Annotated in this window: 15 protein-coding genes and 2 pseudogenes; 12 read left to right on the forward strand and 5 right to left on the reverse strand. The window is 37.6% G+C overall.

The window, feature by feature from the left end; genetic code table 11:
* Window positions 1-43 precede the first annotated feature (43 nt).
* Complete coding sequence (locus CH377_RS16345) at window positions 44-1297, forward strand: hypothetical protein (RefSeq protein ID WP_100724843.1); 1254 nt, start codon at window positions 44-46, stop codon at window positions 1295-1297.
* A 5-nt stretch (window positions 1298-1302) separates the two neighbouring features.
* Here the strand turns inward: CH377_RS16345 and CH377_RS16350 are convergent, their stop codons facing one another.
* Both CH377_RS16350 and CH377_RS16355 read right to left on the reverse strand, forming a co-directional pair.
* Window positions 1303-2091 carry an enoyl-CoA hydratase/isomerase family protein gene (locus CH377_RS16350; protein ID WP_100724823.1) on the reverse strand — a complete coding sequence of 263 codons (789 nt, stop codon included), beginning with the start codon at window positions 2089-2091 and terminating at the stop codon, window positions 1303-1305.
* Window positions 2091-2618, reverse strand: coding sequence for a hypothetical protein (locus CH377_RS16355; RefSeq protein WP_100724824.1), 528 nt, complete (start codon window positions 2616-2618; stop codon window positions 2091-2093). Before CH377_RS16355 ends, CH377_RS16350 begins: the two co-directional genes overlap by 1 nt.
* A 176-nt stretch (window positions 2619-2794) precedes the next feature.
* On the opposite strand from CH377_RS16355, the gene CH377_RS16360 reads away from it, so the two are divergent.
* Complete coding sequence (locus tag CH377_RS16360) at window positions 2795-4072, forward strand: PilZ domain-containing protein (protein ID WP_100724825.1); 1278 nt, start codon at window positions 2795-2797, stop codon at window positions 4070-4072.
* Here the strand turns inward: CH377_RS16360 and CH377_RS16365 are convergent.
* The 3 genes and pseudogenes from CH377_RS16365 to CH377_RS16375 form a co-directional block, all read right to left on the reverse strand.
* The gene (locus CH377_RS16365) at window positions 4025-5302 is read right to left on the reverse strand and encodes a transposase (RefSeq protein WP_243402123.1); all 1278 of its coding nucleotides are present in this window, start codon (window positions 5300-5302) and stop codon (window positions 4025-4027) included. The genes CH377_RS16360 and CH377_RS16365 overlap by 48 nt on opposite strands.
* Window positions 5288-5530 (reverse strand): annotated as a pseudogene (locus tag CH377_RS19870) (transposase); the annotation flags it as partial. The pseudogene CH377_RS19870 and the gene CH377_RS16365, both read right to left, overlap by 15 nt.
* Before the next feature lie 45 nt (window positions 5531-5575).
* On the reverse strand, window positions 5576-6268 hold the full coding sequence (locus CH377_RS16375) for a class I SAM-dependent methyltransferase (protein ID WP_207797667.1): 693 nt from the start codon (window positions 6266-6268) through the stop codon (window positions 5576-5578).
* Between the two features lie 1123 nt (window positions 6269-7391).
* On the opposite strand from CH377_RS16375, the gene CH377_RS16380 reads away from it, so the two are divergent.
* The 10 genes and pseudogenes from CH377_RS16380 to CH377_RS16440 all read left to right on the forward strand — a co-directional run bounded on the left by CH377_RS16380 (window position 7392) and on the right by CH377_RS16440 (window position 21283).
* Complete coding sequence (locus tag CH377_RS16380) at window positions 7392-14561, forward strand: RHS repeat-associated core domain-containing protein (RefSeq protein ID WP_243402121.1); 7170 nt, start codon at window positions 7392-7394, stop codon at window positions 14559-14561.
* A gap of 1 nt (window position 14562) precedes the next feature.
* On the forward strand, window positions 14563-14742 hold the full coding sequence (locus CH377_RS16385) for a hypothetical protein (protein WP_100724826.1): 180 nt from the start codon (window positions 14563-14565) through the stop codon (window positions 14740-14742).
* Between the two features lie 399 nt (window positions 14743-15141).
* On the forward strand, window positions 15142-15684 hold the full coding sequence (locus CH377_RS16390; RefSeq protein WP_100724827.1) for a hypothetical protein: 543 nt from the start codon (window positions 15142-15144) through the stop codon (window positions 15682-15684).
* A gap of 377 nt (window positions 15685-16061) precedes the next feature.
* Window positions 16062-16187 (forward strand): annotated as a pseudogene (locus CH377_RS16400) (RHS repeat-associated core domain-containing protein); the annotation flags it as partial.
* Between the two features lie 201 nt (window positions 16188-16388).
* Complete coding sequence (locus CH377_RS16405) at window positions 16389-16766, forward strand: hypothetical protein (RefSeq protein WP_100724829.1); 378 nt, start codon at window positions 16389-16391, stop codon at window positions 16764-16766.
* Window positions 16767-17245: 479 nt separating this feature from the next.
* The gene (locus tag CH377_RS16415) at window positions 17246-17851 is read left to right on the forward strand and encodes a M48 family metalloprotease (protein WP_100724831.1); all 606 of its coding nucleotides are present in this window, start codon (window positions 17246-17248) and stop codon (window positions 17849-17851) included.
* Window positions 17852-19026: 1175 nt separating this feature from the next.
* On the forward strand, window positions 19027-19425 hold the full coding sequence (locus tag CH377_RS16425) for a MerR family transcriptional regulator (protein ID WP_100724833.1): 399 nt from the start codon (window positions 19027-19029) through the stop codon (window positions 19423-19425).
* Between the two features lie 9 nt (window positions 19426-19434).
* Window positions 19435-19791 carry a DMT family transporter gene (locus CH377_RS16430; protein WP_100724834.1) on the forward strand — a complete coding sequence of 119 codons (357 nt, stop codon included), beginning with the start codon at window positions 19435-19437 and terminating at the stop codon, window positions 19789-19791.
* Between the two features lie 111 nt (window positions 19792-19902).
* The gene (locus CH377_RS16435) at window positions 19903-20355 is read left to right on the forward strand and encodes a DMT family transporter (RefSeq protein ID WP_165780517.1); all 453 of its coding nucleotides are present in this window, start codon (window positions 19903-19905) and stop codon (window positions 20353-20355) included.
* Between the two features lie 106 nt (window positions 20356-20461).
* Entirely contained in the window at window positions 20462-21283 is an 822-nt protein-coding gene (locus CH377_RS16440; protein WP_100724836.1) for a hypothetical protein, read from the forward strand.
* Window positions 21284-22086: the final 803 nt, after the last annotated feature.

The following is a 22086-nucleotide window of genomic DNA, read 5'->3' on the forward strand; positions in this document are numbered from 1 at the left end:
GAGGGTTGTTTTGACCCTTTCCAAAGCCGATAGTATTAAGGATATGTCCGGGTCCAAACGTACAACCTTAGTCGTTTTTATTCTTTTGATCTCTGGGATCATATTATCAGCAGCTCCGGATCTGCAAAATTCTCCTGATGTAACAAACATCAACGACTTCCGCACGGATCGTGTAGCATTTCATTATATCCAGTTGGTGGATAAAGAAGGTAAGGCTCTTCCAGAAAGAAATCTGAATCGAGATACTTCAGAATCTACGTTACTCATCATTGATAGAGGACAACTTACTCTTTTGAAGGATGGATTCGACGATCCATCCCAAGTAAAAGAGAAGGAAAAGGACTATTTAAATAAAATTTATAAATTCACCAGATTAAAAGACCTGGAACAGGAATATTATAAATTACCTGAATCGGAAAGAACCAAACCTTCTTCAAAAACAGAACCAAACCAGGCGGAAACAAGTAAAACCAATACTGCTTCAGGTACTTCTTCGGAACCTGAAGAGAAGAATAAAGAGTTCGATCTTCTATTAAAATATGATGATGAACTTTTGAAATCTTATGCCGCGGAGAAGGCCGCATACGCGGAATATTTCAGAACGGAACGTATTTACGGAAAAGATTCTCCTAAGACTAGTTCGCTTAAGACAAAATTTGAAGAACTGAAGTCCAAAACCCAAGAGAGGAAAAAATTCCTATTAGGTTTTTTACATAATACTTCTGTAGATTCGAATCCATATCCTGGTGATAGAAAAGAACAGATATTCTATACGAATCATTCAAATGGACTCCCGGATTTTTATCTACATTCTACCACTCCAAGAGAAGTAGATGGTCTGATGAGAGGAGAAGAAGAAGTAGGAAAAAAATACGGGCAACTTTTCAAAACTGCAGTGGACCGACTGATAGATTCCCAGATCGACAAATTGTATTATTATATTTGGAACCGGGATATGACAAATACTCGGATTAAAGTAGACCGATTTTTAAAAGGGAAGAAGGTCACAGTAGTTACCGGTGATTCGACAGTTTATACAATGATAGATAAAGAAGGGGATGGGATCACTGAGTCCTTCTTTGTAGATTCACCAGGGCTTAAATTTTCTTGGGGAAAAGAAGTCCCAAATATCATTTCTATCTCAAATTGTACAGATCAAACAATCTTAACGAAGATCAAAGCATTGGGAGATGATGTTTCTTCCGGAAGAATTCCTAAAAAAGTGGATAAACTGGATTTAGCAATTCCGGAAGAACAGATACTTCTGGAATTAAAACCTTTGTTAAAGAACTTGTAGAGTTATTATAATCCTCTAAAAACCGGTTTTCTTTTTTCTTCTATAGATTTAATCGTTTCCCTGAAATCTTGGGAAAGGAAGTTGAGAGCCTGAGACTCCGCTTCTTTGCGTAATGCGGCATTCAATTTTTCGCGATCGTAAATATTCTTCTTTAATTCGCTAAGTGCCATAGGAGCGCTTTCACTTAGGGAAATAGCAATCTCAGTAGCTCTTTGAAGGACTTCTGCTTTTGGGACTGAATCATAACAAATTCCCAAAGAAAGAGCCTCTTTGCCGCTTACAGTCTCTGCTAAGAATAAAAGCCGGTTTGCAGTTTCCATTCCGAACAATTCTTTTGCAAGATAACTAGATCCCATTCCTGGATGAATTCCCAATTTTACGAAATTGAATTGGTATTTTCCTTCGTCTGCGAAAACTCTTAAATCGCAAGCAAGAGTAATAGAAAGACCGGCGCCAATTGCATGACCATTTGCGGCACATATTACGGGAACGTTTAGATCTCTAACGCTTAAGAATAGATTATAGAATTCGAACATTTCTTTTTTGTTTTGTTCGAAAGATTTCTCAGCAAAAGATTTTAATAATTCGAAATTACCACCGGCAGAAAAAATATCATTCTTACCGGTAATGACTACCGCTCTAGGCGGGTTCTTTTTTAGATTTTCTATATGAGCTTTAAACTCCAGACCCATCGGGACAGTCATAGAGTTTTTGGTTTCCGGATTATTCAGATAAAGAATTTCTATTCTTGATTCGGAAGAAAGTTCTACTGTTTCTGAATCAACTAATGCCATTAAACAGCTTCCTGTTTTAATTCAAAACTTTCATACCAAACTCTATCGGAAATAGAAAGAGGTTTCTCTCCGATTCCCATTTGGTCATAATAATCTAAAAGAATTTCTAAATGAACATTCTCTTCATCTTCTAAAGTCCAGAAACTGCTATCGATCGACTTGGAAACGAGGGCTTGGCCTCTCACAGAGTCCACAAAATATTCAGGTTTGTCTGAAAAGATCAGATGCGCAGAGATTAGATCAAAACGAATAGTGTCCACGATCTTAGAAAATTCAGAGTCGACTTTATCGAAATAACGGGAAGCGATCTCAGTTTGGAAATAATCACCCCAAGTAAGAATGTCCGGCTCCACTCCAGTGCGCTCCTTGATCTCCTGGAGTTTTTCCTCTTCCAAAAACGGTTTGGAAGCGAATTTATCCACAAGTTCTCTGAGTGAAATCAAGTTAAGGATCTTATTCGCGGAAAGTTGTCCACGGCGCATCATATCGAAAAGTTCTGGATTCAGTTCGGACTTGTTGTCTGCCATGATTTATTTTTCGGCAGAAGCATAAAAATCCCCTGAACAATTTCCTTCCGGAAAATACACGTATATGTCTCATTTCAGAAAAAAAGAAGAATGCTCCAAATTCTGAAAGGTAGCGCTGGATTCCTAAAGTCCCGAAGTCGAAAATAAAGATACGGGAGAATTTTACCCGGACCGCCATGGCTGTAGGACGATCGGATACACTTCAAGAATTGATTACGATTTTAGAGACGATGTTTGGAGAAACAATCATCGGCTCCGATATCAATCTAGTTAAACACCTATTCTATAGTTTGAAGGCGGACCAAAGGGAGTTTCCATTCGATTATGAAGGGGAGAAGCTTAACTCCGTTGTCGAAGAGGTCAGCGAAGACACTCTCGTTCTATACGTTCCATATCTACAGCCGAAAGGAATCCTAAGAGCAAAAATCAGTTTCGAAATCTTGAATATACTCTATCAATTCGAAGTGGTACTTCTGGATTTTTGGGAAGACCATGTAAGGGTCAAGATCCCTTCCGAATTACAAGCTGCCGCATTCCGTAAAAACCTAAGGGTCGCCGTAGACGACCTTTTTATGAATTATGTGATCCTTTATCGTTCCTTGAGCGGAGGAGAAAGAGAATTAGGAAAAAATCTAAGCGTAGAGCAAAGATTTTTTCATCTCATGAAAGAGATCAAAAAGGATAATCCCAGCCTTAAGTTGATCAACTTAATGGTTACCGAATATATTCTGGGGATTTCCAGGGACTATGAGATCGTATTTTTTGGACCAGGAAAGGACGGAGGATTTTTTGGGGATTTTATTAAAAAGTATAACCGTCCCATCTATGTCCCGGATTGTTCTTTAATCAAAAGTTATATAGGAGAAGAGAAGGATCCATACTTAGATAATTTCCGAGATGAATATCTACGTTTGATCCAAACTAGAGGGCAGGCGAAGGCAGACGAGTTTTTCAGAGAACTCCAAAAAGAAGAAGTTCGGAACTTCTTAATCTCCTATATAGTCACTCCAATTCGATTGTTCAACGACCCAATCGGTTATGTAAAAGTATTCTCTACCGCAATGGATAAATTTTCCATCGTACAACAACAGGCATTATATATAGAAGAATTGGGAGATATTCTTACTTACGCATTGACTAAAGTGTACATCCGCCAAGAAAACTTTCGAAACGAAAAAGCGGTAACTCGTATCCTCGACATTAGTATGAATGGGCTCCTCTTCGAAATAGAAGATGAGAGGACTTTTAATTATTTAAAGCAGCATAATATTATTAAAATGTTTGTTCCTATCTCAGAAAGGAATTTGGTCCTAAGAGGAGAAGTTGTCCGATTCTTGGAAATTGGAAGCGGCAAATACCAGTTAGGTGTGAACTTTTTTGATTCTAATCCGGATGATATGGTCTTCTTACAACATTATATTTTTAGTAAGAAGATGCGAATACTGTTCGAGTAGGGATCTTTTAGATCTAATCTTCACCGGCTCCTCTCGTAGCCACCTCCGATTAGATGCAAAAAGCTTCCTACTCAAACCACTATCAACTAGTACATCTAAACCAAATACATTCGCATTCTTAATAAAACTAAATTCATTCAGATATAGAGTAGAATACTCTGGTCTTATCCACCCATAAGATGCAAAAGCAGTTTTGAGTAGCCTATTATTACCTTCTGCGACCTGTGAATGTATTCCATTTTTAGAATATCTATTTCTAGCCCATCTAAACCTATTATCCTTCGATCTAGCAGAATGATTCACTGTTCTATGGTTCCGGTAGACTCCCCATAGCCATGAATAACCTAAATCACTGAATAATGCCGACGAAGTAGGTATATGATCTTTAATAATGGGTCCTAGAGTTTCTGCTTTTTGATTCGGCACAGAAGTAAAGAATACTGGTCCATTTTTTACGCCGATAGTTTGTACTAATGTACCGACTTGCTTACCTCCTAGTTTGGGAGACAGGTAAATAGAAGAGGTTGCTCCTTTGCTACTGTATCTCTTTCTACCTTTATTCGCTCTTTCTCCAGCAGAGTATAAAACGGCTGTATCTACGCATACATAGGGTTTATTAGCCATTTTCTTAGAAATGTCTTTGTTCTCATTAGGAGGTAATAAGAAGTCTTTAAATTGATCGTTTAGAGCATTGTAGGTCAGATCTTTATACTTCGGTAACTGATCAGAACAGAATAATTGGAATCTTCTCTTGAGTAAACTAGCTGCTTTATAGCCGATCTTTAATCTTTTACTGATCTCTGTAGAAGTTAATACCTTAGGAAATTGGATTAATGATTCATGTAATACATACCCGAACATCCAAAGATCTAATTTAAAGTGGTGTAGGGGAGTATAGGAAAGTCTAGATTGTTGAGAATGGCACTTGGAACATCGAATCACATCTAGTCTAGTAGTAATTTCTTTATCTAATATATGGTTATCACACGCGGGAGTTTTACAGGTCTTTGGGTAGAAGTTATCCAGAAACTTCTTTGTAATAGCTAAGTAGAAGTCCTTGTTGATTCCAAAATGAGATTTGCTAGTAGGTCTAATAAAGGAGAGGTTACTACTAGTGTAATCATTGTTAGGTGAATGTTGAGATTGCGCGGATGAGGTTGGTGGAAATAGGGAAGTAGAGGTTTTGTGAAGACTGGAGTTAGTAGATGAGTAGGGATCCTTTCCTTTCAGAAGAGCATTACCTTCACGCGACTTAACTATCACATCTAACCCGAATACATTTGCATTCTTGATGAAGCTAAACTCATTCAAATACAATTGAGAATACTTTGGCTTTATGTATCCATAAGATGCAAAGGCAGTCTTAAGGACTCTGTCGTTTCTATATACTTCCCAAAGCCTTGGGTATCCTTGGTCTGTAAAAAGTGGAGTGGTAGTAGGTATATGTTCTTTAATAAGGTGAATGTTTCCCCGTTAGAAATATGTCCACTTTATATTTAGTAATTATTTTTTTCTTTTCCTATAAATAAAAAAGTCAGCCAACGATCCTTTCCAATGATTTCCATGATATGGATATCGATTTGGAATATGTTTTTCCAAATTCCATTCCGGAATATGTTCCTCGATCCACTTACTAAACTTTCGATGTCGAACATGAAACTCCCGTGGGAGGTCCACATCGCTGGAATAGATAATTACGTACTTATCAGAAGCGTTAAATATATTTCGAATGTATTGTTCAAATACCTCATCTTCGACCAGATGATAAATTACGTCCAGAGAAAGCACCAATTCAGCTTTTTCGTTAGAATAATCGCTCAACACTTTAAAGTTTTTATTTTTATCATTTTTAAATAGTTCGCGACATATTGATATAGCTGAAGGGCTTATATCAAACCCAATGTATTTCGGGTATTGAGCAAGTTTTAATTGATTCCCGTCGCCACATCCAAACTCGATTATTGTTTGCACTTTGTTCTCTTGAACAAAAGCGTTAATGATTTCAGCTTTAAACTCTGCTAAAAAATTATAAGATCCAGCGCCAGAACTGCCTCCCTCCTGATAGCGGGATTCCCAATAAGACGCTGATCCAGGAAATTTCCTGAATATAGATAATCGGAGATACAACCATTTAAGAAAATTTCCAATTACAGGCATATCTCCAATAATTTTCTTGTAGTATTCATAAGAGGCCATAAAAATCCTTTGAAGCATTACCAATGCAATGCTGAATTTAATGATCGATCGCTTATAGTAAAGCATATTACGAAGAGCAATTTTGGGCCTCTCGCCGAAGCAATACAGACTTATTTCCAAATTGCAGAATGCTTGAAATCACAGCTTTTCATATAAGCGCAGTGAGATGCCCCGGTTTTAGTGCCAGTGTAATGTGTGAAAATCCTCTTAAGTAGAACGTTTTCAATATTTTTGAACCAATTTTGGTTTCGCATTTTCCCGTTAAAACTCTCGATGAAAGAATTTTATCATTTCTGGAATTTGAAATTTCCCAATATCGTTCTGAAAACTTCCTTTTAATGCGCTATTTTATTTTAGCTAGATTCTAAAATTGGAATCGACGCTTATGGCCAAATTTAAGGAATATTCGCTAACGTATGAAATACGCTTTGGTCATGTGGATTATATGCATCCTCTAATCCTTGTGCGAATACATTTTCTATGACTGAAGCAGTTGGGTTCATTGTGATTGGCAGTATAACAACAAGCCAGCTTTTTTAAATTACTTCAACAACTACTGACATAAGCACGTATAGCGCTCTTGTATTCGATGGGACAGATCCTTGCTCTTTTTCTTATCAACAGGCAGATTTGAACGAGGGCGTTAGGAGTGGCAATAATACTATACAATTGCAGCCAAACTACGATAGGGTTTACACAATGTTTATATATTCAAATAACACTGCACGGTTCCTATAGATTTTAAAGTTCAGATTCAGTAATATCGAATCTTATTTTCTTCTCAAAAAAAGAAGAATAGTGCAGACTAAATTTATCAAGACCACTACCAACCCTATCAAAAAGAATAGTTTTGATTCTATAACATAGACAAGGTTTTAATATTTCCTGATTATCCTAATCTGGATAAAAGAAATTCGATTTAGAATTTTCTAAATAACCTTTTTTGTTTAGACTGTATTCTAATAGAAGTTTGATCCCATGTTTGTTACACTAATGTAATGTAGAATAACGTTAATTTTTTCTTTTTCTTTGAATTCCGTTGACTCGGTTTTGCGACATTTTTCATATGCATATTATAAAAAGTTTCGGGAATCCATAGATCAGTATTTTTTTAGAGAAGAATATGAAAGAGAAATTAAGAAAAGCCATTACTTTAGTCTTCCTGCCTGTGTTCTTATTAATCATTTTTAGTGGTTTTTCCATTAAATCGTTTTTCTTAAATCTTACGGGCTCGTTAGTCCCTCAACCTTTGCCTAAACTTTCTGCAAGTCCGAGGGGGGCATTAACATCCAATGTGGAAATCGTACTTCCCCCTGGAACAAAAGGAATTATCCCGAATTTATCTCTTTCTTATTCCTCCGGAGGGAAGAACGGGGTTTTGGGAATGGGTTGGGATCTTTCCGGAATCTATTCGATCTCAAGAGATCCGAGCTTTGGAATTAATTTTGATGCGAATGATAAGTTTCTATCGGACCTGGTTGGCCCGCTTACAGATATTTCAGGAAATAAAACCAAATATCACAGTCGCAAAGAGTCTTTTGTTCGCTTTGTTCCAAATGGAGTATGCGGAAGTGGGCCTTGCTCATGGACGGCTACAGATAAGGATGGAATCGTTTACAGCTATGGAAAAACAAATGATTCAAGGATAGAGGCTCTGGGGAAAAATGGAGCGATTCGAACTTGGGCGTTGAATCAAGTTAGGGATCCTTTCGGAAACGGATATGATATAACTTATATAGAAGATACTGTTTCTGGCGAATATTATCCTAATGAAATCATATATCAAAATCGTAGTATAAAATTCAAATATTCAGATTCGCGCACGGATACATCTCCTTCTTATGTTTTCGGTTCTTTCGTAAAGACTACAAAGAAGTTGGAAGAAATCAAAATTTATGCAGATGGAAGCTTGCTTCGAAATTATGAATTTGAATATTCAAACGGTCCTGCTACCGGAAGACAAATCCTAAGTTCTCTTAAAAGAAGTGAATCAAATGTTTTCGGTTCCGAAAGTTACGATGATCTAGAATTTAATTATGGAAGCGATGGATTCTTATTAGCTTCTAATCCAGTCGATACAAATTTGAATACTCCTACATCTACCGTAAATTTATTTGTTCCGAGTTGGGCGTTAGCAATTGCTAATTTATATTTTGGTAATCCTTTACCAAGTCAACCTACGGCCACCGAAAAGAGACTCGCAGGTTATCTTCAATATGCGATGCATATTCCAGTTCCAGATAGAGATGTTTGCAATAACGGAGCTTCGGCTTGTCTTTGTGCAGCATATGCGCCTTGTTGGGGAGGAAATCCGGATTTTTTTGCACTGCTTGCTTCTACGTGTTTGGATTATAATAACTGGGGTGGTCCGAATTATTGCGCTTCAGGTATCGATTCAGGTCTCACCTATTGGACTCCGCTGGACCTGGACGGGGATGGTATTCTTGAATTTGCAAGCGTGGTTGGATCGGAAAATGCAAATACTATTCGATTAAGAGCATGGAAGGTTCAAAACGGAGCTATAGATCCCAATGGAAGTATTTTGAGTCCTATTCTTCCCATACATTATAACACATATTTTCAGACAGTGGATCTTGATGGTGACGGAAGAACTGATTTTGCGTATGAAAGCGGCGGTAAGTTAAGTGTAATTTACTCTCAATCGAATAGTTTCAGTAATCCGGTGAACTTTTCAAACGTTGTTATACCGGCCGCGAGTCGGAATATGCAAGCGTTTCGACCTTATACATATTTTTATGAATATTCGAGTTCGAATCCAAAACGTATGGCGGCTGACAAACCTCAGATGGATTGGTTTGCGGATATGAATTCGGATAATCTTGCGGATTTCATTCACTACGACGGAACGAAATTTAATATCTATCTGAATCAGAAAGGAAGTTTCTCCAACGCGATCCAAGTGACCGGAACTTCCAGTTACTTTATAAATGAATTCATAGATTTAGATTCGGATGGAAAAGCGGAGCATGCTCGTTTAGTACAGTATAGCCAAAACCCTCAATACACTACTGTAAGTAATCAATTGCAGGCGGCAAACGAACAAGCTGAAACGATCACGAACGAGTTCCATACGAAAGAAGATATTCTAAATACCATTTTGGCAACCGGCGCCAATACTGTATCTAATTCAGATTTTAATTCCTTGATAGATTATTATTTGAAAGGTTGCAGCTATTATATTGCAAATTCCGGTTCAGGAGGAGTAGTCGTAACTGTTCCTAATAGTTCGGGGATAAATGTTAACTGTATACAAACAGATCCGAATTATATAGACATCACTCAATTACAAGCAGCGAAAACAGGAACTCCGATCCCTAGTCCAAATACGCTATTAAACGACCTGCAATTGGTTTTTGCGAATACGATTGGCCCAGTAAATGCTTCGATAACAAGTTTGCAAAACCAACTGAACTCATTGAATGCAAGTACGAACGGCATTATACGGTTTAGATTGGATATTACATCTTTTAATCTTACCGCTCAGACATCTACAGTAACACAATATGATTTAGGTACGAGTGCAGACCGTTTGAGAAGTTTTTTTAGCGATGTAAACGCTGATGGGCTCCCTGATTTTATTACGATCGTAGGGAATCAGATTAAAGTTTCTCTAAATACAAACCACGGCTTTTCGGGTCAGGTAACGAGTAACTTAAATGCAACTAACGTTTCAAAAACGAGTCAGTTCAATTTTTCGGATGTAAACTCGGATGGATTAGATGATTTAATTCTATATAATAAAGAGAATAAAAATTTAGAGAGTTATCTTTCGAACGGAGCGGGGTCTTTAACTTATAATTCTAATTTTGGATTTGGTCAGTTTGATTTGAATGAACAGTCGACAGGTGGCATTTTTAAGGCGGACCAGGGACAATTTATCATCCAAGATGTGAATGGTGATGGATCTAAAGATGCCTTCTTAATTAAACTTTGGATGGATAAGACCCAAGGACATGTGTTTGTAAGAAATACAAACCCGAAAGTTTCGGGTGAGGACGATTTACTTTCCGTAACAAACGGGGTCCAAACTGCGACTGTTGGATATACTACAAAACAACTACATCCAGGAGCAATTCAACCAGGAAGCGGTAACTATCCGAATATACCTGATACTAGCAATTCTCATTTGGTTACTAGTATAACAACTGATATAGGCTCTGGAGTATCTATAGGAGAAATTTTCGAATATAAAAATTCTAGATTTTATTTAGGAGTTAGAGAAGTCGTAAGAAGTCTTGGATTCGCTAGTTTTAAAGAGAAAGATAATGGAACGGGGTTCTATAAATTCACTGAATACAATCAGGCAGATTATAGATTAGCAGGAGTTCCGACGACTTTTAGTAATTATAATGCTGCCGGAAACTTAATGCAGCAGACTATTTCGAGTGGATTTCAATTTCCAAATCCGTTCGGAACAGAATTAGCTGTTTCTACAAATATTTCTAAAACATCCTATCATAATGGGAACTTAGAAGTTTCTACAAATACAAATTATACGTTAGATCAGTATGGATTCCCAACAGATCAAACGGAGACAGCAGGCTCCCATTCGGTTTCTACTAATATTGAGCTTAGTCACGATATAAATTCTTGGAGACTGGGAAGAGCGACTAGGAATAGGAAATTTACTGACGGTGTTCTCGTTCAAGATCAAAAGATTGTTTATGCAGGAGATAACGTTCAAAGTGTAACCAAATTTTTCGGAACTTCTGCTGAACAGATTACAAATTATACTTATGATTCATTTGGAAATCCGGTAACAATAACGGATGCAGCAGGCTCGACATCGACTATTGTATATGATTCAACGATTCATTCATTTCCGATTGGAAAAACGAATGCACTTGGACATCAGGAAACTACAAACTATGACCTGAATTCTGGACTGGAAATTTCTAAAACGGATCCGAACGGTGGGGTAACTTCTAAAACATACGATTCCTTAGGCCGATTGCTCACTGTTATTTACCCGGGGAATCAAAGTTGGAACGAATCGTATGAATATGCAAATACGGCTAAGTTCGATCTAACAAATTTTTCGAATACACAGTCTGTTACCAAAACGATTCGAGATACTACGAGTGGGACGGAAACCAAAGTTATTGAATATTCCGATCCGCTAGGAAATGTGCTCAGAACTGTTTCAGATACAGCAGTTTTCGGAATTTCATTGATAACGGATTCTTTATATAATTATCAAACGGGTTTAATCTTTAAGAAGTCTAATCCATATTTTAGTAATACATCTCCATTTTGGACAGAATTTAAATACGAAGATCCTGATTATCGATCGACTGGAACTCTATCCAACGATTCTCAAGGGGTTACTACGACAACAATCGTATATGCAGGGTTAACAACAAACACATCGATTGTAACACCGGATGCAGTATCGAAATCCTTCAGCGAAACAAAGAATGAACTCGGACAAGTCGTTTCTAAAACGGATAATGGAAAGACGATTTTAACGAGTTTTTCCCCTAATGGACAACCTTCTCAAATCACGGATCCGGCCGGACTTATTACAAGTTTTGCATATGATGTTGCGGGAAGAAGGACCAGTGTCACTGATCCAAGCTCCGGATCGATTAGTTATACATATGACGCTTTAGGCAGGGTTTCCAACCAAACGGACGCAAGAAATAAGACGATTACATTCTCTTATGACTCAATTGGGAGGATCACTTCTACGCAAACAAATGGAGTAGAAGCACCAATCGTTAATGAATATGATACTGGAAGTTTAGGAAAGGGGCGGGTCACAAAAATAACGGACAACGCCGGAATTACTGAAATTTCCTATAATATCCAAGGAAAACCGATCCAACAAACCAAGAGTATAGATGGATACCAACTCATTACAGAAATAGAATATGATTCCTTAGGAAGAATGATTGCCGTAACGTATCCGGATGGATCTGTAGTGCACCAAAGTTACTCATTGAATGGAAACCTGGAAAATATAAGTCTGGATAGTCCGGATGGGCCAAGTGGGATACTCGTTGCGGCATATGCAGGTCCGATCTTTGTAGATGGGAATCCGGTATTCAGAAGAACGACAGGAAACGGGGTAGTGACGGATCTCAAACTGGATCTTTCCAATTTCCAAACAATATCTTTATCTGCAAAAAAAGACGACGGAAGCGTATTACAATCAATCTCTTATCAATATGATGGTTCTGGAAATATAACCCAGCAGTTAGACAACCAGAATACAAACCGGAACCAGACATACACATACGATTTACATAACCGAGTTCTCACCGCTCAAGGAAGTTACGGCACTCAGAATTATAGTTATAGCTCTGGCGGGAACTTAACGCAAAAAGGAGATATAAATTTTACCTACGGAGATTCCAATCATCCGCATTCAGTGACAACTGCCGCGACCGGACAAAACTCATCTGTCTATACTTATGATGCAGCAGGAAATATGACCTCTCGAAATGGAGATATATTGACCTACGATTCATTTGGAAAATTAAAAGAATATAATTCATCTGCTGGGACAAATCTAAAATATACATATGATTATTCCGGAAATCGGGTTAAAACTGAGAATCTATCTTCTTCAGTTACGAATTATAATGTAGGTGATTATTACGAGATCGAGAAGCCTACAAGCGGAGATGAAAAACATACAATCTATATTAAAGGATTAGGCGGAGAGATCTTAACTCAGATCACTCGTTCGAATGTGACGTTGCTAACACGTGACGAAGGTTCTGCTTTAGCTTCTGCATCATCTGGAACTTGGTTTGATCAAAGCGGATTATGCTCGGGAGTTATTATAGACTGCAGTAAATTCTGGCAAAATAGATTACTTTATCCAATCCAGAAGTTTTTTGCCTATTCTGCATACTTCCAGAATGGAATTCCTACAATTGCATTTAGACTAGGATATATACTATTCGTAATAGGTTTGTTTTATTTAGCGTATCCGTTCTTGTTGAAAGGGAATGAGATCTTAAAACAAAAGAGAGTTGCGGGTTTATCTGCTCCAGTATTACTGATTTCAATATTTGGAGTCAGTTTATTCCAAGATTGTAACGGATTGTTAAATGGAAACCAGGCTCCTTGGTTTACTTTAAAAACAAATATAGAAGAAGCCTCTTCTTTTGGAGTAAAGGCGAATAATTTAGGAACACCGATAGTCGGAGGTTATTTTTACCAACGAGATCATCTTGGATCGACTACAATGTTGACTGATGGATACGGAAATCAAGTAGCCGGTCCTGGTCAGAGTGGTGTAAGCTACGTGAGCTACCTTCCTTATGGTGAAATCAACTTGTCTGAAACAACAGGACCTGATATTTTTCATTACAAATATACAGGCCAGATATTGGATTCGGATACCGGTTTGTATTATTATAAATCAAGATATTATGATCCTTATTTAGGAAGATTTATCCAAGCAGATGATAGGTCTGATAAAGGGATCAATGGCCTCAATCGGTATATGTATGTCGGCGGGAATCCGGTGAACAGGATTGATCCGAATGGTCATAGCTGGTTGAGTAACGCTTTGAAGATTAAGTCGGGAAGTTTCTTGCAGCGGGCGTTATTTGTTAATTCACGTAGAACGTATATGTTTGAAAAAGGAGTTAGAAACTTTGGTGCTGGGTTAGCTGGTTCTGCACTACTGCCATTCGCGGTAACCGCAGGAGTTGCTTACGGATTAGCTACCAACCCAAAAGCATTTTGGAGTAAGCCTTTTTATGCAACTGCATCTTATGGTTTAATGGGATTGGATTATTCTGTTAGTCTTATGGCGAATGGGGCCTTAGGTAATCCTTTGCCAAATGTAAAAAGAATGAGGGGTGGAGCTGCTATTGAAAATTCCTTTATTTCAAAATACTTGAATGATAATAGAGCTTTTGTTATTGGTTACGTAGCTCACCTAAATCCGGATTCAACAATTGATCCTGGAGTCGTTGAACATGAATTTGGGCACATTCAGCAGGCAAAAACTGGCTTTGGTTTTAAAGTGACTACTTTAAAACCAGATAGAGGTTTTCCTGGCTTCATGGGAGCGCCGGGGCAAGAGATCGAGGCTGATTTAAAAGCAGGGACTATGAATTATACAAGCACAAGATTTTTGCTCGGACTCCTTTTGGGACCCGATCAATTTGAAACTAGAGCCTTGTTGGATTTATATTTATCAGGTGGAAGAGGAATTGAACCTTTCTTGAGATATTATTTTTCATTTTCCTTAAATAGAACTATTAACGGATCTAATGAAGATTTTAGCTATAACCCATTAGGATTTTGAAATGAGAAGATTAGTAATAGTATTTGTTTTAACACTTGTTTTTCTAACTTGTAGTAAACCTGTGAATCAAAAAGAACAATGTTTGATGATGACTCTGCTCTTGCAAGAAGTTGGTTCTGGCAATCAAGAGGATTTAAAGCAATTTGCACTTCTCTGCCTTGTTCAACCAGACCCTGAATAAAAGTATCCTTCGGTAACTAAGTAGTCTCGACTCTATCCAAGAACAGAGGAGTTCGCATAGAAGCGGGGGGGAGTTAACCAAAATCTTAATGCCTATCCATCTCGTAAGTATTTTTTGCAACTAGTTGGCACGATGCTCGACGTTGCAAGGTGAGTAACAATGCGAAATTGTGCCTAAGGCCAAACGAGAGTCGCGTAGCGATCTCGCAGCGCTGCGTCAGAGTAGTCAGTTAGCCGCAATCTGATGATTTAATTTAAATTGGATTTATGGATAAGATATTACTTCTTCGGAGATTCTCAATTAAATCAAGATATTATGATCCTTATTTAGGAAGATTCATCCAGGCGGATGATAGAACAGATAAGGTGATTAGGTAACACTGTTCAATTTGCAGGGGATTTGGCTCTTGGAGCAGTTGGTTGGTTGTCCGCTGGCGTGGCATATGGGTTAGCTACAAATGGAAAACAGTTTTTGAATAATCCTGTAGCATTTTCTTATGGCTATGGTTTCGCTGGATTAGATTACGGATTAAGTTCTGTTGCAAATCCATTTGCTGGTGCTCCCATGCCAACTATAGATAGGGTGCCAGGCGGAGCTATCATTAGAAATTCATTTTATGCAAATAATTTAATGAGTAAGAAATACTATGCGCAAACTCATGGTTATACTGTGTCGTTTCGAACAGGAGAAGATACCTACGCTCATATATTACACGAGAGAAGGCATATTATTCAAAATAGAACGAGAGAAGGATTTTATAATGGTTACGGCGGAGGAATTTTTAGATATTTCGGTGGCGGAAAAGAGATAGAGGCTGATTTGTCAGCAGGGTATTTTGGATATCAACAGACTGGTGCTTTTATTTTATTCTTATATTACAATAAGTATATATCTGATGATCTATACAGAAATATTAGATTATGGACATTGTTGAATAATTGACAGAGGTATTAAATGATACGGAAGACTTTGATCTTAATTATAATTTCGCTTTTTGCGAAATGTGATTCCAATAACGGAAGAGAAATGAATTGCGGAGAACAAATCATTTTATTGGCTGCCGAAAAAGAAAATGGGATTTGGACAAACGAAGAATATAACAATGTCTTAAACCTAACATTGCTAAGTTGCAATAAATAGAAAAATATTCGTTTAGAGACTATGGAATGTAACTCTAAATATTGAGTAATATCAAGTCAATTCGGGCTCCGGGGTTCGCGAGCAAGATAATTCCCCGGCGAGGGGGTAGCGTAAGACGCGATAGCGTCTGAAGCGAGGGGGAGGCTTCCCCCTTAATTTAATCTTTCTGAAACAACAGGCCTGATATTTTTCACTACAAATATACAGGCCAGATATTGGATTCGGATACAGGTTTATATTATTATAAATCACGATATTATGATCCTTATTTAGGAAGATTTATCCAAGCAGATGATCGAACAGATAACGGGATTAGGTAACGCAGCTCAATTTGTGGGGGCTATGTCAATTACTCCAGTCGGGTGGTTATCTGCTGGTTTGGCTTATGGATTAGCAACGAATGGGAAACAACTATTTCATAAGCCTGGACTTTTCTTAGCAAGTTACGCAGAATTGGCTTAGATATTGGTTCAAGTTCAATTCTGAATTCCAGGGAAGACAAGCCAATGCCTACTGTCGAGACCGTTCCCGTTGGTGCAATTGTAAGAAATTCGTTCTTTATAAATCATTTCTATTCAAGACCAGGTGCAACTAACGGATACATTGCACATATAAAGACAAATGAAGATTCTTACGGATTAATTATGCATGAGCGAGTTCATATTCGGCAAAATAAGACACGATCGACATTTGGCGGACAGGCAAGCGGCTTCTTTGGATTTTTTCCGAACGGGCGGGAAATCGAGGCAGATGTATTGTCAGGACAACTCGTTTATCCTGAAAGTATCTTGTTTGTCTATGTATTAAATAATTTAGGCATTGTCTCAGACTCAACTAAAAATAATTGGTTAATATTGTCTTCATTAATTAATATTCGGTTTTGACCAAAGAGGATAAAGAATGACTATCAAACATTTTCTTATAATACTTTTCATGTTGTTGCTAATTCAATGCGAAGGAGATGGATTAACCAAAGATGAATGTTTAGCTACTGCTGCTTTAATTTATTCTCTTGAAATAAATGATAATACGCCCCAGGATCAGGCAAGTAATATTGCCTTATTGAGAGCAATAAGCTGTAAAAGATAAATTAAATATATTATGCAAATATAAAATATTTTAAGAAATATCAAAGAAGGCAGACTAGTGAATGGTTAATGTGGACGGGATCTATTGGGGCGTTTCCTTTCGGTCCGTGGGTATACATGATTTATGACACTTCATCCAAGCAGATGATAGGTCGGATAAGGAAATTAACTGTCTCAACCGTTATCTGTATGTTGGCGGAAATTCTGTTAATAGGATCGATCTGAATGCTCATAGCTGGTTGAGCAATGCACTTAAGATTAAGTCGGGAAGTTTCTTGCAGCGGGCGTTCTTTGTAAATAAAGTTAGAAGGTTCGCGTTTGAAAGATCTGCAATAACTGCTGCTAAGATTGGTCTATCAATTACTAATCCATTAGCTGGATTAATTGTCGACCCTGCTTTTACGACGGGATTTTGTTTAGCTTCTATCGATTTTACAGTGGGAACTGTCGTAAAAGCGATTCAGGAAAAACCTCTACCGTCAATGTCTTACAAACGTGGCGGATTTATCATAAGAAACTCATTTGTCGAAGATATAGTTGATAAAATCAACCCGAAAGAAGGAGAAGCATTTGCTCATGGCCCTTTTGTATATGCTAATGAGGGTGCGTCTGCAGCAACGATTCAACACGAATTAGGTCATGTTCGACAATATCATTCATACGGTGGCTGGGGAGAGTATGTACGTTATGTTTCGGTAAGTCCTGCCTTTGAGAATCAAGCAGATAGATGGGCTGGTACAAATAGTTATGGAAATAATTTAGCTTATAATATTGCTATGTGGTCATATTTGAATAATTCTCTCCAGGGCTCTAATGATAGAACTTTTAGGCTGTACCAAGCTTTTTATTTCTTTCAACATTTTCTTCCGCACTTATATTGATTTTAGAGGAAAAACGTGTGAATAAATTTTTACATTTTACATTATTACTTTTCATGATGAATTGTGGCATGTTTGAAAATACAAACCAGGGAAAATCCGATTGCTTGACTCAACAGTTAGCGTTATTATCGGTTATATTACCAAGTAACTCGTCACAAGAGGATAAGGACCTGTTTACCTCATTTGCGTATTTAAGCTGTTTTAATACACCCCACAACAATTAGTAACTAGAAGATAATATGAAATTCCTGCTATAACATTTAGGTTATCGTGCTTGGATACGCTATGAATATGCCTTTTTAATCAATAGAGCAATTAATAGTTCTCAAAATGATTTTACATTTAACCCATTAGTAATTTAGTGATGAAAAAATTTTTGATAATAATTTTAATTTTTCCTTATATGTTTTGCCAAAAGCCTGCAGATAAAAAAGAGCAATGCCTTTTGTCAACTTTATTAATAAAGGAAGTAGGCTCTGGTGATGTTGATTTCAATTCACTTTTATTTCTTTGTTTAGCTCAACCGGAGCCAGAGTAGTCGTTGGTCTGCTCGGACAAGATATTGTTTTAAAAATGTCCAAACCCGGGGGCGATATGGAATGGAAATTGTGAAAACAATACTCCTTATGCTGTTATTCTCTTTTACTTCATGTTTATCAGATTTGATTGATCCATCTTCATTCGATAAAAATGAGTGTTTTAAGAATCAGTATATTATAACATCACTTTTGTTTAAAGTTGGTACTCAAGACTTCGAAGATAACTTGTATATTGCTTTGATTAGTTGCGAGAATCATAAAGGAGACTGATTTTCCTATTGAATTTAGAGAAAGAGTCTTTAAATTTCCGACGCCAATTAGGGCTCCGAAGTTACAGGAATTCAAAGTGACTCATCAATGACTTCAGCTAATAAAACAAAAACTTATAATCTACTATTGACATTTTCAGCACTGAAGTATTCTTAATGTGCAAAACGATCCTTCGGAATCAGATACCTATGCCCAAAACTCTCTTTATTTTTACGCGGCATCGAAAAATCGTGATAAGTATTAATTTCGATACTTTCCTTTTCCCTCAAAACTAAAAATTTCCCGAATTTAGAGATAAATTTAGACTTAGAGCTAACTCTAAGTAAGTCAGATCTTTAGGGTTCAAAAGAGCTCCGGAGGGTCGGAATGAGTAAGCTTCTAAGTATTTCGGAAATTTCAGAAATCACAAATTTCAGTGCTTATACACTTCGCTATTACGAGAAGATAGGAATCTTACGCAAGCCGGAACGGACGCACGGAAAGGATCGGAAATATTCAGAAAAAGAGATACGACATCTTAAGGGGATTAAGGCCTTAAAAGAGATGAATATGTCCTTGGACGATATCAAAGAATTTTTCATAGAAGGATGTATTCTGGATAAAGTAGAAAGTGGAGAAAATTTCAAACCACCTTTAAATAAGAGGATACGTATCTTAGAAACTCATCTGCAAAAACTGGAGCAAAAGAAGAAGGATCTCGAATCGATGATCCGACTCGCAAAATCGAAATTAAAAGAGTATGAAACTCTTTTGAAAAAAGAATAGGAACTCAACATGTCATCTATCAGACCATATCTTTATCTTGTGTTCTTCGCCCTAATCACTGGGACCACGTTTCACGTAGCTAAGGAGGCACTTGCCTTCTTCTCGCCTAGTCTGGCCGGAGCTCTGCGGTTTGTGTTCGCTACCATTTTCTTATTTTTATTCGTGCTCATTACCGATAGAAAATTGCTAAAAGTAGATAGAAGGAATTTAATCGTGTTCGTTTCATTGGGGATCATCGGAGTTTTTGGGTTCAATTTTTTCTTCTTTATCGGAATGAAAAAAGCCTCTCCTATGAACGCTGCAATCGTGATTGCTGCTAGCCCGGCCATTGCGATCTTTCTTTCTTATTTCCTTTTAAAAACATAAATCAAGTTCCAGCATTATCTTGGGACTCTGATTTCTTTTTTAGGAGTTATATTTGTTATTTCTGATGGAAGTATAACAGCTCTTACGAATGCATTTCACGGAGAAGGAATCTTGCCTATTTTGATTGCGGCATCTTGCTGGAGTTTTTATTCAGTAGGGATGAAGAAGTATATTCCGGGAGTTTCCACAATCCAAACGACTGCGTTTACGGCATTATTTGGAACAATTTCTTTGCTGGTCCTAACTTTGATCAACGGAGATTGGAATACGGAATTTTCGGTTATTCCTAATTCGGCTTGGTTGGCGATCCTGTATATGGCCGGATTAAGTACCTTCTTAGGATATCTATGTTGGAATTACGGTATTCAAGCAGTAGGTCCTGATAAAGCAGTCATTTTCGGTAACTTGATCCCGGTAATTGCAATGTTAACTTCCTGGGTTCTAGGAGAAGCTCCTAACGTGTATGATCTTGGCGGTGCTTTACTTGTAATCATCGGTATCTTTATAGTAAACGCAAAGATGCAATGGGCAAAGTTTGATCGAAGAGTAGAAGTTTCTAAGTAGTATTAATTTACTATTACTATCAAAAGAAATACGGTAGGGAACCAATTTGTCCCAAAGAGAGGTCAAATAATTTCGATACGTTAGCGACTTTCGAAGGGGCAAAAAGATGAAAAGGTTTGTTTTCCTGATCTCGTTCATTCTTGGATTTCCTGAATTATTAATGGCCGAAATGGCCCCTCGAAATGACTTTTCAACGTATGCGGAAGAAGCGAATTCTAAAATAGGATTCTCGAAAGATTATTTTTCTTTTTCATTTTTTTATGGAGGATCTCTTGGACCTCCAAGCGGTTCATTCATAGACGCGGAAAAAGATTATGATCGTAATCTTTTAAATCGGATTCAAATGGGCGAGGTGAAAAGGAATATAGTGGGAATGCCTGCAATTTCTACTTACGATCGTCCGATTTATCAAAGCTCAGGTTTATTTGGGATAGAGCTGGAGTCCGGATGGACGGATTACCTCGGCTATGGATTTACTTTTCAAGGGCAATCCGTCCACGCAGTTAGACAAAGAGTTCAAAAGCAAATCCATTTTGCGTTGAATGAAGATGTAACAACTTTGCCAAGAGACGTTCAGGTGTATTCCGATGTATCGGCACTAACATTCCTTTCCGTTCATCCTTTGCCAAAGAACAAATTTGATCCTTATATTAAACTAAAAGCGGGGTTGAGTTTTCCTGTAAGTGATAATGTACATGCAAGTACTCGGGATGATTATTTCGCGCGGAATTCGTCTATGACGAATGGGCGAGGCTTTTCATGGGGTGTAGGGATCGGGGCGAATTATCATGCCAGTCCCAAATACTTTTACATGATGGAGTTTTATAAGCAAAGTACTAGAATTTATTCAGATCAATTTACCGGGAGAATATTGAATACTTTTTATCTACAGTTTGGAGTCGGTATCAGGTTGGCATTGAATAACTAAGAGAGATTGTTTGCCTTACTTTATTGTAGTTGCATAGTAACATCTGTAGGTGCTGCATCAAATGTTCTTATTGGGCTTGATAATACGTCGAGTGAGTAATTGCCCGAAACATGAACGACAAAAACTATTTCATTTGCAGTATATGTGGTAATCGCAATTGGATGAGTGGTATCGTAAAATTGTGGAGGACATCCATCCTGTGTCCCAAAATCAAGATTATCCTGAATGATTCGCGTTAAGTCAGTTGTGGTACTTTTTAATACTAATTTTTGACCAACTTTTACGTGAGACAAGACGAACAACGCAGCGACGAATTGTGTGCTAGGACCGGTATTCACTCCTTGGCCGGCAAAAAATCGACCATCTGTTCATCCGTTGTTACATAATTTACCGTTGTATTCGGGTAGGTTCCACACTGCAATGGAGTTGTATCGTTAGCCGCCGCCATATCCCATTGAGGGTAAAAGAAGAACTCATTAGACCTCCTAACGTTCCCCCAAATGGTTACTTCGCTTAACGAATCTCCTCCTTAAGGGCTGTCTTTTAATAAATCCTTGACAAATTTTTAGTGCGTGTGGCTGGAAAAAATTGACAGGTTCCCCTTTTTTGGAGGAACGTCCGTTCCAGGACATGTTTTTCAAATATTCGGTAAAGAATTTTGCAAAAGCGTGTTTTTTTTACGGATTTGGAAGTGAAAGCCTCATAGCTTTGTCCGTTCAGAAACGTATATTGTCATAATCAACTTAGGTGAAGTGAATTTCGGAGGAATTGTTGGAATGAAAAGGGGTTTTGAATTCGGTAAA

The organism is Leptospira haakeii (assembly GCF_002812045.1).
GTDB lineage: Bacteria > Spirochaetota > Leptospiria > Leptospirales > Leptospiraceae > Leptospira_B > Leptospira_B haakeii.

Coding starts and splice junctions, on each gene's coding strand:
- CH377_RS16385 (WP_100724826.1), top strand. CDS start 14,563: ATGAGAAGATTAGTAATAGTATTTGTTTTAACACTTGTTTTTCTAACT.
- CH377_RS16405 (WP_100724829.1), top strand. CDS start 16,389: ATGCCTACTGTCGAGACCGTTCCCGTTGGTGCAATTGTAAGAAATTCG.
- CH377_RS16350 (WP_100724823.1), bottom strand. CDS start 2,091: ATGGCATTAGTTGATTCAGAAACAGTAGAACTTTCTTCCGAATCAAGA.
- CH377_RS16425 (WP_100724833.1), top strand. CDS start 19,027: ATGAGTAAGCTTCTAAGTATTTCGGAAATTTCAGAAATCACAAATTTC.
- CH377_RS16375 (WP_207797667.1), bottom strand. CDS start 6,268: ATGGCCTCTTATGAATACTACAAGAAAATTATTGGAGATATGCCTGTA.
- CH377_RS16360 (WP_100724825.1), top strand. CDS start 2,795: ATGGCTGTAGGACGATCGGATACACTTCAAGAATTGATTACGATTTTA.
- CH377_RS16380 (WP_243402121.1), top strand. CDS start 7,392: ATGAAAGAGAAATTAAGAAAAGCCATTACTTTAGTCTTCCTGCCTGTG.
- CH377_RS16345 (WP_100724843.1), top strand. CDS start 44: ATGTCCGGGTCCAAACGTACAACCTTAGTCGTTTTTATTCTTTTGATC.
- CH377_RS16355 (WP_100724824.1), bottom strand. CDS start 2,618: ATGGCAGACAACAAGTCCGAACTGAATCCAGAACTTTTCGATATGATG.
- CH377_RS16430 (WP_100724834.1), top strand. CDS start 19,435: ATGTCATCTATCAGACCATATCTTTATCTTGTGTTCTTCGCCCTAATC.
- CH377_RS16440 (WP_100724836.1), top strand. CDS start 20,462: ATGAAAAGGTTTGTTTTCCTGATCTCGTTCATTCTTGGATTTCCTGAA.